The following is a 12,676-nucleotide window of genomic DNA, read 5'->3' on the forward strand; positions in this document are numbered from 1 at the left end:
CTTTTGAAAATAAGTTTTTTACGGCAAAAGGATTTCCTGTCCGATTTTGATGTCATCCGGATCTGTGATTCCATTCAGTGCACAGATTTCCGACACTTTTGTATTGCTTCCGTAATTACGTAAAGAGATACCGATCAATGTGTCACCTTTCTTGATCGTATAAGCCGTCGGCTGTGCCACAGCTGCCTGTGTCTGTGGTGTTTCCGATTCCACTGTCACTTCAGGTGTCGGTTCCGGTGTCGGTGTCGGCTGCGGTTCTTCTGTTACCTCTGTTGTGTCTTCCACAGCAGCTTCGGTCTCCATCGTCTCCGGCACAGTGGTCTCCGCTGTAGCTGTCGCGCTCTCTGCCATGGCATTGTTTTCCTGCCGCAGTGCCTCTTCCAGCTTGTCCTCCGCCACGAGTGTACTGACCTGGTTCTGCTCCTCCACCGCATCCGGTAATTTCTGCTCCATGAGACTGCTCATCGCCTGCCTGGCCGTCTCTCCCAGGGATTCCCCGGTGTTTTCCTGCCGCATCAGTGCCAGTGCCATAACGCACAGCAGTACGAACACTCCCGTGGCTGCCATCTTCATCCGGCGCAGTCCCTCCGTAGGCATGGGAATAATATTATCCCTATGTTCCGCTCGTCCGGTATATTCGACACGCCCGGCATGTCCGCTTTCCTGTCTCTGTCTGCGTTCTTCCTGCCGCTTCTTTACGACCTCATATTTTTCCTGATCCAGTTTCTCCGGTTCCGCTTCCTCTCCCCGGTTCTCCAGCATATACGCCAGCATGCTGTCATTTTTTTCATAAAATTGTGCATAACCTGCCACATACCGGCAGATCTCCTGCTCACAGATCCGGAAGCCTTCCACCATCTCGCCATTCAGGATCTGATATCCTAAAAATGTCATTTCCGGAAAATACTTCTTCCGCAGCTTCTCGATCTCCTGCTCCTGTGCCTGGGACAGGTGCCGTATCGGTTTTTGCAGAAAATTCAGTTTCGCCGAACCATAGGCGAACAGATAAGCCACACCATTCTCCGTCGTCCGTCTGCCATACAGCGCAATGGCAATGTCTTTGTTCTGTGCCATTCCGTTCATTTGTTTTATGTAAGATACCACATAATCTTCCACATAGACTCTGCAGTGCTTGTCCGCCTCTCCGATCTGCGTTATATTTTTCGGTAATTCCATACAAAAAACACCTCCCATGCCGTTTCTATCAGTTATCACTAACTATAGCATCCGCACAGGAGGTATTTTAGCGTTCTTTGTCGCGTCCTTAAAAAAACACTTCGACAAAGTTTGCATAACTATTTATTTACTCGAATTTATATACGGTCACAGAATCATAATCACCATTTTCCCCACCAAAGATATAAGAAGGGAAGTTCTCATGATGAATGGTATCCGGATAATACTGGGTCTCCAGGGCGAATCCGCTTCTATTATCATAGGCTGCGCCTGCTTTTCCCTCCTCCGGTGCGATAAAGTTACCTGCATAGAACTGTACGCCGGGCAATGTGGTATATACCTTCATCACTCTGCCACTCTTCGGTCCTTTTGCAGTCGCAATATGTTTCAGGCTGCCATCCCAGTCATCAATGCAGAAATTATGATCATAGCCACCTGTCAGTTTTAACTGTTCAAAGTCTGCTTCAATATCTCTTCCGATCTTCTTCGGCTGTGTGAAATCCATGGGTGTGCCCGCCACTGCGCAGATCTCACCGGTAGGAATAGATCCCGGTACCACAGGTGTGAAATGGGAAGCTCCCAGCCATAATTCATGGTCCTCAATTCTGCCGGTACCTTGTCCGTCCAGATTAAAATAGGAATGATTGGTCAGATTAAAAATAGTCCGTTTGTCACTGGACGCATGATAATGCAGTCTTAAGGCATTCTCCTCGTCCAGGGAATAGGTTACGGACACCTTTTTATGTCCGGGGAATCCCAGATATCCATCCTCGTCCTCCAGAGAAAAGGTGACACTGTTCTCTCCCGGTACCGCATCCCAGATTCTCTTATGGAATCCCAGCTCAATATGTGTGTGCAGGTTGTTGGGTCCGTCATTTTGATCCATCCGATAATCCACACCGTCTAATGTATATGCTGCCCCTGCGGTACGGTTCGCACAGGGTCCGATCACTGCACCGAAGAAGCTGTAATTCTTATAATAACGGTCCACGCTGTCAAAGCCCAGTGTCACATCAGCTGTCACACCCTGCACATCCGGTACCAGGATTCCTACCAGATTCGCACCGAGATCTGTTACCTTTGCCTGCATTCCCTTGCTATTGCTCAGGGTATACAGAGAGATCTCTCTCCCTTCGGGGCTTTTCCCAAATACACTTTTTGTTACTGCCATTGTCTTCTCCTCCCACATTTATTCATTTTCTCTGCTGCTTATAACTCCACTCTGCCTTCTAAGGCACGGAGCAATGTTACCTCATCGATATATTCCAGATCACCACCCACGGGCACTCCGCTGGCAATTCTGGTCACCTTGATCCCGGTCGGTTTGATCAATTTACTGATATACATTGCCGTAGTCTCGCCCTCCAGGCTGGAATTGGTCGCAATGATCACTTCCTGCACATCTCCCTGCAGGCGTTCCATCAGTTCCTTCAGCTTGATATCACCGGGTCCCACGCCCAGCATGGGCGAGATGGCACCATGCAGGACATGGTACACACCTTCGTATTTGCCGGTCTTCTCATAGGCTGCCAGGTCTCTGGTATTCTCCACAACCATGATCGTATGATGATCTCTTCTGGGATTTGCGCACACCGGGCAGATTTCCTTATCCGTCAGGGTATAACACTCCTTACAGTACCGGACATTGGCTCTGGCCTCGATCATGACATTCGCCAGTCTGTCCACACGGTCCTTCGGCATATTGATCAGGTGAAAAGCCAGTCTTTGTGCGGACTTACTGCCAATCCCGGGCAGGGCTGCCAGTTCATCTATTAATTTATTGATCTGTCCGCTGTAAAGTTCCATTAGAAAGGAAATCCTCCTAAGCCTCCGGTCATTTTGCCCATGAGCTCTGCATTGGCTTCGTCAGCCTTGCGCAGTGCCTCGTTGGCTGCTGCCACGATAGCATCCTGTAATGTCTCGATATCCTCGGGATCCACGATCTCCTCTGCCAGTTTGATGGATGTGATCTCTTTTTTACCGTTGATGGTCACCTCCACAGCTCCGCCGCCTGCGGATGCAGAGAACTCCCTGGTCTCTAATTCCTTCTGTCCCTCTTCCATCTGACGCTGCATTCTCTGTGCCTGCTTCATCAGATTGTTCATATTACCGGGCATTGCGCCTCCGGGGAATCCACCTCTTTTTGCCATGTTATTACTTCCTCCATATGATTTATAATTGATTTCTCAGTGCTACGCACTTTCGAAATCATAACATATATGTTTACTCCCCTCATAGGAAGTCCGCTTTGTCTGCAAGCAGTCACGCTGCCTTTCTATGGGTGAGTTATTACTATATCTTACCTTATCTGCAAGCCTGTCGCAATCCTAAATTCATGCAGGATCACTCCTCTTCATCGATCTCCATGTTGATGACTTTGCTAAGATCTACGTAGTTGTCCTCGAACTGGCGGTTGCTTTCCACCGTCTGGATCGTCACTTCGATCTCCTTGCCGGAAAAGTCGGACAATAAAGCCTCCAGCTGCTGCTTATTCTGCTCGTGGGCTTCTCCCTTGAAATAATCGGAGGCCAGTCCGTCCTCCAGCACCACCATGAGCTTATTGTCTCCGCCCAGGCTCAATCTGGCATTTTTCAGATACATCTTCATAGGATTCTCCGCATTGCCTACGATAGACGGCCATTTTCGCACGATCTCCTGTACATCCTCGGGGATAGCCTTGGGCAGCTCCGGTTTTGGTCTCGCCGCGCCACCCTGCGGTCCCCCCTGTACTCCGGGAGCTCCGGCAGGCATTTGCGCCGTAACGACAATGCCGTTTTCCACTTTTTCCTCTACCTGACGGATACGATCCAGGACAGCTTCCTGATCTGTCTCCATCTCCGGCTTGCACAGCTTGATCAGCGCGATCTCTACCAGGATACGCTTCTGCGCCGCATAGCGGATCTGTCCGGACAGTTCGGAGAAGATATGAATATAGCGGATGATCTGATCCATGGCAAGCATGGAAGCTTCTTCCTTCAGATTCGCCAGATTATCCGTGGACATATCTATGACATCCTCCAGATTGTCCGCCGTCTGTACTAACATCAGATTCCGCAGATACCAGGTGAAATCCGTGACGAACTGTACCAGCTCTCTGCCCTGCATGACAATCTCTTCCAACAGCTCAATGCAGCCTAACACATTCCGGTCCATGACGAAGCGCAGCAATCTGCTGAACACTTCCGTATCCACTGCCCCCAACACATCCAGGGTCATGTCGTAGGTCAGCTCCTTGCCCAGATGGAACGCGATACACTGATCCAGAAGGCTTAGCGCATCACGCATGGAACCGTCCGCTACTTTCGCAATGTAGCGCAGAGCTCTGTCCTCCACCTGTACCTGCTCCGTGTCCATCAGTTCCTTCATGCGATCCGTGATGGTATCAATGGAGATTCGTTTAAAATCATATCTCTGGCAACGGGACAGGATCGTAATGGGGATCTTGTGCACCTCTGTGGTCGCCAGAATAAAAATAACATAAGAGGGCGGCTCTTCCAAAGTTTTTAACAATGCGTTGAAAGCTCCGGGGGAGAGCATATGCACCTCGTCGATGATGTAGACCTTGTATTTTCCCTCCGCAGGGGAATAGGATACCTCGTCGATGATCTCACGGATATTGTCCACACCGTTGTTGGAAGCCGCGTCGATCTCGATGACATTCATGCTGGCTCCCGCCGCAATCGCCTTACAAATACGGCATTCCCCACAGGGGCCGTCCTCTGTGGGGTGTTCGCAGTTCACTGTTTTCGCAAAAATTTTCGCCACCGTAGTTTTACCGGTACCTCTCGTTCCGGTGAACAGATACGCATGGCCGATCCGGTTCGCCCGTAGCTGATTCTTCAGTGTGGTCACGATATGATCCTGACCCTTGACATCGGAAAAAGCATCCGGACGAAACTTCCGGTATAGCGCTGTATATGACATGTGTTTTCTCTCTTCCTAACTTTGTTCTGCCGTGAAGACTTTCTTAATCGCCAAAGCAGATGCCCAGCATCTTCGCCTCCTGCACGATGGTGGCATCAGGATCCACGGTCTTAAGCTTGCCCGCTACATCCTCTAACGGAACTCTTACGATCTCACGGTTCTTATAGCCTACCATGAAGCCGTACTGGTTGTCCAGGATCAGCTTGCCTGCCTCGGAGCCCAGACGACTGGCGAATACTCTGTCGTAAGGGCAGGGGCTTCCTCCTCTCTGCATATGACCAGGTACAGTGACACGTACTTCTCTGCCGGTCTTCTCCTGGATCTGCGCAGCCACTTCATAGGATACGGAAGGGAACGGATATTTTTCCATCTTTTTCTTGTAATCTTTTTTCGGAAGGGCTGCATCCTCTTTGGAGATAGCACCTTCGGCTACCGCGATGATGGTAAAACGGCAGCCTTTTTTGTCTCTGTCTTCAATTTTCTCGATCACCTTATCGATATCATAAGGAATCTCGGGAATCAAAATGATATCCGCGCCGCCGGCCATGCCTGCATTCAGGGTAAGCCATCCTACCTTATGTCCCATCACTTCCACGATGAATACTCTGCCGTGGGAAGCTGCTGTGGTATGGATGCAGTCGATGGCATCCGTAGCAATATCTACTGCGCTCTGGAAACCGAAGGTCATATCAGTACCCCACAGGTCATTGTCGATGGTCTTGGGCAGGGTCACGATATTCAGTCCTTCCTTGCGCAACAGGTTAGCCGTCTTGTGAGTGCCGTTACCACCGAGAATTACAAGGCAGTCCAGCTGCAGCTTGTAATAGTTCTGCTTCATGGCTTCCACTTTGTTCAGCCCGTTGGGATCCGGATCCTGAATCGTCTTGAAGGGGGTACGGGAGGTTCCCAGAATCGTGCCGCCCTTGGTAAGGATGCCGGAGAAATCCTTGTCTGTCAGCATGCGGAAATTACCGTAGATCAGTCCTCTGTAACCATCCAGGAAGCCGTAGATCTCCACCTCTTCCTTGCCGTTCGCCAGGGTCTTCACCACGCCTCTCATGGCTGCGTTCAGGGCCTGGCAGTCACCACCGCTCGTTAACATTCCGATTCTCTTCATCGTAGGATCCTCCGTTTCTATAATTTCATTATTTTCTCTTGCGTCTACTATAACTATCCAACATTTTGAATCGCTATTTCTATTTTAATACATTTGTTTTCATCTGAAAATAGTTTGTTGTAATTTCCGAAAGATTTCGATATCCTGCAAACAAAAAAGAGTAACCGGAGCTCTCCGGTCACTCTGCATTGCCATCTCTGAAAAATGTATCCAGTTTTCCCAGACATTTGATCAATGTCTTCATTTCTTCTTCGTCCAGATCCCGAATGATCGTATGGATCATTTTCCTGTGGAAATCTCTGTGATGAAAAAAAGCTTTCCGCCCCTTCTCTGTCAGGGTCACCAGCACCACACGTTTGTCCTGTGTGCTGCGGTTACGCTCCAGGTAGCCTTTTTTCTCCAGACTGTTCATATTCGTGGTCAGGGTTCCCACGGTGACGTGGAGTTCCCCCGCGATCCGGGACATACTCTTTGGTTCCTCGATGCCGATAGCCTCCAGAATGTGCATATCATTATTCGTAATATCCTTGAATTCTTCTGTTATGACCGCCTTTGCCTCTGCATCCATCACGTTATGGAACAGGTTCACCAGCAATTCATTCAGTACCCGGTTGTTGCTTTTTTCCATAGTTTTCCCAATAAATGTTTCTCTGGTATACCGGCAATGCTCCCGGACCGCAGGCTTCCTGTCTACCGGACCGCGTCCATGCCGTTGTCGTGTCCTTAGTCGTTATCAGTATACCGTCTACCAGGTCATCACGCAAGCCCCAATCGTAAGCCCGGCTCCGAATCCCGCCAGAACGACGCGGTCGCCGCGGTGCAGCTTTCTTTGCCTGTTCAGTTCATCCAGCAGTACCGGAATGGAAGCGGATGACATATTTCCGACCCTTTCCAGATTGGTGGGGAATTTGTCTCTGTCTGCATGCAGTCTTTTCGCCACTGCATCAATAATACGTGCGTTGGCCTGATGCAATACGAACATATCAATATCCGGCACAGCAAGTCCGGCATCTGACAGCGCTTCCTCAATGCATTGCGGCACCCGTCTGGTGGCGAACCGGTACACTTCCTGTCCATCCATCTGAATATAAGGTTCTCTGCCGTCCGTCGGCTGGTTTTGGTCTGTTTTTGCCGCTGAAGTCCTTGCATAGGGGGTTGTCAGTTCTCTCGCTCCACATTGCAGGACTCCACCACCGGTGCCGTCGGAATGGAGCGCCCGTCCCAGAATGCCTGCTGCAGGTATCCGTCTCTCCTCTGTCTCCGCCAAAGCGTTACCGTATTCCACCGCTCGGGACTCTGCCTTGCATCGTTCTACGACTACCGCTCCGGCACCGTCTCCGAACAGAATACAGCTGCCCCGGTCCTTCCAATCCACCAGTTTAGACAGTACCTCACTGCCGATGACCAGCGCATTTTCCGCAAGTCCCGTCCGCAGATAGGCATCCGCGGTATTCAGTGCAAACAAAAATCCGGAACAGGCCGCATTCACATCAAAAGCCAGTGCATTCACTGCGCCGATGTCCGCCTGCACCTGACAGGCGCAACAGGGCAGATACTGCTCCGGAGAGCAGGTTGCCACCAGGATCAGGTCGATCTCTTCCGCTCTTTTTCCTGCCTGTTCCAGTGCTTTACGGGCTGCTTCTGACGCAAGTGTCACAACTGTCTCCCCCACAGACACATGACGCTCACCGATACCGGTTCTCTCACGGATCCATTCATCCGAGGTTTCTACCATCTGCTCCAATTCTTTATTTGTAACAATCCTTCCCGGAAGTGCACTTCCGGTTCCGGTGATTCTTATGGTCCTCACGCCATTTCCTCCATGATATCCACTGTTCTTTCTATTTTCTGTGCCCGCCAGGCATTGCTGCCACAGAACAACAGTCCGTTATCCACATCTCCCGTCGCCGCATTGATCAACGCTCTGGTGATACAATAGGGCGCCGTCTTCGGGTCGCAGGTCTTAATGCAATGTCTGCATCCGGTCATAAACCGTTCTCCGGCCGCCACTTTTTCCAGAAAAGCATTCTGTATGGCTCTGCCCGGCATTCCCACAGGGCTTTTCACAATGACAATGTCTTCTTTCCGTGCGCTGAGATATGCCTGCTTGTAGGCATCCGCCGCATCACATTCCCGTGTGGTCACGAACCGGGTACCCATCTGTACCCCCGCAGCCCCCAACGACATGCAGTGTTCTTTGTCCTCACCGGTGTAGATTCCGCCCGCAGCGATCAGAGGGATCCCCAGTTCTGCCGCCTGCCGGATCATTGCTGTAAGTTCCTTCTCATATGTCTGCGGTGTATATGCATCCAGTTCTTCTTTTTTAAATCCCAGATGCCCTCCTGCCAACGGTCCCTCCGCCACGAGAAAGTCCGGCTTTCTGTCGTATTTTTTCATCCAGTATTTCGTGACGACCGACAGGGCACGGGTGCTCGACACGATCGGAGCCAGCATCGTCCTGTGGCTGCGCCCGGGCATCCTATCCTCCGTCTCTGCTACGATTCCGGGCAGATCTAACGGCAGTCCGGCACCGGAGATAATACAGTCGGTACCTGCCAGCACTGCTGCCCTGACATAATCCTCGTAGCGTTGTGTTGCCACCATGATGTTAACACCGACGATACCTCCTCTTGCGATCTGCCTTGCTTTTTCTATTTCTTTTCCGATAGTACGCAGATTACAGGCGATGGGATCTCTGTCAAAATCCTGCTCCCGGAAACCGATCTGGGCAGTAGAAATGATGCCGATTCCACCGGCAGCTGCCACTGCTCCGGCCAGTCCGGACAGACTGATCCCCACACCCATGCCTCCCTGGATCACGGGAATATCTGCATGTAATTCCCCCAGGATCATTTTTCCGTGCTTCATCCCACATCACCTCTCGTTACCGCCTTAATACTTGCGGAACCTTTCATAACGTTCCTCTGCGATCTGTTCACCGGTCATGCCGGTATATTTTTGCAGAAATTCCTTGATATGTTCCTTGAGATACCCGCCGATGGCTTCCACGGTACTTTGGTCTGCCCCACCGTATTCCGGTACGATCCGCTCAATGACACCAAGCCGTTTCAGATCTTCCGAAGTGATGTTCATGACTTCACTGGCTTCTCTGGCTCTGTCAGCATCCTTCCATAATATAGAAGCAAAGCCTTCGGGAGACAGGATCGAGTATGTGGCATTTTCCATCATCCATACCTCATTGCCTACCGCCGTAGCCAGCGCCCCACCGCTGCCGCCTTCTCCGATAAGGATACATAATACCGGTACTTTTAAGGCTGACATCTCCAGCAGATTCCGGGCAATGGCCTCGCCCTGGCCTCTCTCCTCTGCCTCCACGCCGCAGAAAGCTCCCGGCGTATTTACAAAGCTGATAATGGGTCTGTTGAATTTCTCCGCCTGTTTCATCAGGCGCAGTGCCTTACGATACCCCTCCGGCATGGGCATACCGTAATTGCGTCTGGCACACTCCGCAAAATCCTTGCCCTTCACATCTGCCAGCACTGTCATCGGCTGCCCGTCCAGGAATGCCACCGCACCTACCAGTGCTTTATCATCCCCATAATAACGGTCTCCGTGAGCTTCCACTACATAATCGAAAATGTAGGGAATATAGTCGGTCGCTGCCGGTCTGTCCACTCTCCGGACGGTCTTGACCTTTTCCCATGCCGTTCTGGGGAGTGTCAGGAATGACCGTTCCTTCACAATCTCCGTAGGTTCAAAATGGAAGTCAATATTTTTCTTAAAATCTGCATAATTCCCCTCACTGCACCGATGCGTCGTGATCAGGAAATATAAGGTCTTCTTCAGATTCTCCCGGCGGACGATACCGTCCACAAAACCATGCTCCTGTAAAAATTCCGCTGTCTGGAAGCCGTCAGGGAGACGCTGTCCCAAGGTCTGCTTAATGACTCTCGGTCCTGCGAAGCCGATCAAGGCTCCCGGTTCCGCCATGATCACATCTCCCAGCATGGCAAAGCTGGCCGTTACGCCACCTGTGGTGGGATCCGTCAAAATAGTCGCATAGAGAAGTCCTGCTTCTCCATGCCGTTTGATCGCTGCGGAGGTCTTTGCCATCTGCATCAGCGACACAATTCCCTCCTGCATTCTCGCACCGCCGGAACAGCAGAACAAAAATACAGGCAGCCGCAATTCTGTCGCCTTTTCAATTGCCCGGGTGACTTTCTCGCCGACCACATGCCCCATGCTTCCCATCATAAATTTGGATTCGCAGATGCCGATCACAGCCTTTTCCCCGTAAATCTCGCATTCACCTACGGTCACAGCTTCTTTCACGCCGGACTTTTCCCTGGCCTCCGACAGTTTTTCTTCATAGCCCTCATATTTCAGTGGATTGCTCTCTTCTATCTCCTCGAACCAAGGCTGAAAGCTTTTCCGGTCTGCCACCATGCGAATCCGGTTGTGGGTCTTCACCCGGAAATAATAACCACATTCGTAACAGACATATTTATTTTTCGCTGCCCGGTCTCTGTTTATCATTTTCTTACATTTCGGGCATTTGATCTCTGTTTCTATCGTTACATTTCCCATACTTGCACCTCTTATTCTGCGTCACTCTTATCTCTCTGTCCCACTCATAAAAAACTTCCGCAGACTATTTTTATTTTACCGCAAAGGTAAGTTCTGCTTTCGCCGCCAGTTTTCCGTTTACCGTGGCGATTGCTTCCCCGACGCCCACTGGTCCCTTGCTGCGGATAATGGTGGTCTCCAGTTCCAAGGTGTCTCCGGGGCGCACCATCTGTTTGAATTTTGCCTTGTCGATCCCTGCAAAATAAGCTGTCTTGCCTCGGTTCTCCGGCAGAGACAGAATTGCTACAGCCCCTGTCTGTGCCAGTGCTTCCATGATCAACACGCCCGGCATCACCGGATTCCCCGGAAAATGCCCGGCAAAATACGGTTCGTTAAAGGTCACATTTTTTCGTCCCACTGCCCGAACACCGGGCTCCAGCTCCTCGATAGTATCGATCAGCAGAAAGGGATGTCTGTGGGGCAGAATCTCCATGATTTCCTGGGTGTTATAAACTGACATTGTTCCTCCGTTCTGCGAATGCTGTCGTATCAACTACTTCCTCGCATTCTGCAATCGTCCTCGTTGATGCTCTGCCTTCTATCCTGTGTCTTGAACATCTGCTGCGGTTATTCTATGTACTTCTTTAGCAACAGACTCGCATTATGTCCGCCGAAGCCCAACGAATTGGTCAGTGCATAAGGCACCTCTTCTTCATAGCTGTCCCGACAGTAATTCAGATCCAGTTCCTCCTCCGTCTCACGCAGTCCCACGGTACGGTGGATATAGCCTTCCTGAATTTCTTTTACGCAGGTGACGAATTCCACTGCACCCGCTGCTCCTAAAAGATGTCCCACCATGGATTTGGTGGAATTGATCTTCAGGTCATACGCATGTTCTCCAAATGCAAGCTTGATAGCTCTGGTCTCGAACAGGTCATTATGATGGGTGCTGGTTCCATGGGCATTAATATAAGTAAGCTCCTCCGGCGCCACACCGCCGTCTTTTAAGGCGTTCAGCATGGCGGTGGCTGCTCCGCTGCCGTCCTCCGCGGGGGATGTAATATGGTAAGCATCCGAAGAACAGCCATAACCGATCAGCTCCGCATAGATCTTCGCTCCGCGTTTCTTTGCATGCTCCAGTTCTTCCAGTACCACTACCGCCGAGCCTTCTCCCATAACGAAACCATTGCGGTCTTTATCGAAGGGAATAGAAGCTCTCTGAGGATCTTCACTAAACGACAATGCTGTCAGTGCGGAAAATCCGGCAATGCCGATGGGTGTAATAGAACTTTCCGTTCCTCCGGCTACCATCACGTCTGCATCACCGTACTGGATCGTACGATATGCTTCTCCGATGGAATGTGTACCGGTTGCACAGGCAGTCACAACGTTCAGGCTCTTGCCCTTCAGCCCATAGGCAATGCTGACATTACCTGCTGCCATATTGGAGATCATCAGAGGCACCAGCATGGGTCCTACCCTGCCGGGACCTTTTTCCTTCAGGCGGTCATATTCCCGTTCCATGGCCTGTAAGCTTCCGATGCCGCTTCCCACACTGCAGCCCACCATATACGGATCTTCCTGTTCCATAATAAGACCTGCATCTGCGATCGCCTGTCCGGCAGCCGCCACGGCGAACTGGCAGAACTGCTCCATTCTGCGGGCGGATTTTTTGTCCATATATTGTGTGGGATCAAAATCCTTCACTTCCGCCGCCAGCTTACAACGGTAATCCGCAGTATCAAAATAGGTGATAGGACCGAATCCGGTTTTGCCCTCTTTGATACCACTCCAAAATTCCTCTACGCTGTTGCCGATGGGAGTGATGGCTCCCATGCCTGTTACTACAACTCTTCTATTCTTATCCATACGTGATATACTCCCTCGCATCCTGACTTATTTTCTATTCTGCTTTACTGTTTCGGACCATTT

General features: G+C 50.8%; 12 protein-coding genes. All 12 read right to left on the reverse strand.

Annotated features, from left to right (window positions below; translation table 11 throughout):
* Nucleotides 1–18: 18 nt before the first annotated feature.
* Nucleotides 19–1,176 (reverse strand): LysM peptidoglycan-binding domain-containing protein, encoded by a 1,158-nt coding sequence (locus H9Q77_RS14970; RefSeq protein WP_249326044.1) that lies wholly within the window; start codon nt 1,174–1,176, stop codon nt 19–21.
* A gap of 127 nt (nt 1,177–1,303) precedes the next feature.
* Complete coding sequence (locus H9Q77_RS14975; protein ID WP_118693767.1) at nt 1,304–2,347, reverse strand: aldose epimerase family protein; 1,044 nt, start codon at nt 2,345–2,347, stop codon at nt 1,304–1,306.
* A gap of 38 nt (nt 2,348–2,385) precedes the next feature.
* Entirely contained in the window at nt 2,386–2,982 is a 597-nt protein-coding gene (gene recR, locus H9Q77_RS14980; RefSeq protein WP_022152833.1) for a recombination mediator RecR, read from the reverse strand.
* Nucleotides 2,982–3,326 (reverse strand): YbaB/EbfC family nucleoid-associated protein, encoded by a 345-nt coding sequence (locus tag H9Q77_RS14985; protein WP_118546517.1) that lies wholly within the window; start codon nt 3,324–3,326, stop codon nt 2,982–2,984. The genes recR and H9Q77_RS14985 overlap by 1 nt, the downstream gene beginning before the upstream one ends.
* A 193-nt stretch (nt 3,327–3,519) precedes the next feature.
* A complete protein-coding gene (gene dnaX, locus H9Q77_RS14990) occupies nt 3,520–5,100 on the reverse strand; it encodes a DNA polymerase III subunit gamma/tau (protein ID WP_249326045.1) in 1,581 nt (526 codons plus the stop codon).
* 43 nt (nt 5,101–5,143) lie between these two features.
* A complete protein-coding gene (locus H9Q77_RS14995) occupies nt 5,144–6,217 on the reverse strand; it encodes a 6-phosphofructokinase (RefSeq protein WP_022152830.1) in 1,074 nt (357 codons plus the stop codon).
* Between the two features lie 178 nt (nt 6,218–6,395).
* Entirely contained in the window at nt 6,396–6,845 is a 450-nt protein-coding gene (locus tag H9Q77_RS15000; protein ID WP_249326046.1) for a MarR family winged helix-turn-helix transcriptional regulator, read from the reverse strand.
* A gap of 117 nt (nt 6,846–6,962) precedes the next feature.
* Nucleotides 6,963–8,027 carry a beta-ketoacyl-ACP synthase III gene (locus tag H9Q77_RS15005; protein WP_249326048.1) on the reverse strand — a complete coding sequence of 355 codons (1,065 nt, stop codon included), beginning with the start codon at nt 8,025–8,027 and terminating at the stop codon, nt 6,963–6,965.
* On the reverse strand, nt 8,024–9,085 hold the full coding sequence (locus tag H9Q77_RS15010; protein ID WP_249326049.1) for an NAD(P)H-dependent flavin oxidoreductase: 1,062 nt from the start codon (nt 9,083–9,085) through the stop codon (nt 8,024–8,026). The genes H9Q77_RS15005 and H9Q77_RS15010 overlap by 4 nt, the downstream gene beginning before the upstream one ends.
* A gap of 24 nt (nt 9,086–9,109) precedes the next feature.
* Entirely contained in the window at nt 9,110–10,765 is a 1,656-nt protein-coding gene (gene accD / locus H9Q77_RS15015) for an acetyl-CoA carboxylase, carboxyltransferase subunit beta (protein WP_249326050.1), read from the reverse strand.
* A 70-nt stretch (nt 10,766–10,835) separates the two neighbouring features.
* The gene (gene fabZ / locus H9Q77_RS15020) at nt 10,836–11,264 is read right to left on the reverse strand and encodes a 3-hydroxyacyl-ACP dehydratase FabZ (RefSeq protein ID WP_249326051.1); all 429 of its coding nucleotides are present in this window, start codon (nt 11,262–11,264) and stop codon (nt 10,836–10,838) included.
* Nucleotides 11,265–11,371: 107 nt separating this feature from the next.
* On the reverse strand, nt 11,372–12,613 hold the full coding sequence (gene fabF / locus H9Q77_RS15025) for a beta-ketoacyl-ACP synthase II (RefSeq protein ID WP_249326053.1): 1,242 nt from the start codon (nt 12,611–12,613) through the stop codon (nt 11,372–11,374).
* Between the last annotated feature and the right edge of the window lie 63 nt (nt 12,614–12,676).

The organism is Simiaoa sunii (genome assembly GCF_014337175.1).
Lineage (GTDB): Bacteria > Bacillota > Clostridia > Lachnospirales > Lachnospiraceae > Acetatifactor > Acetatifactor intestinalis.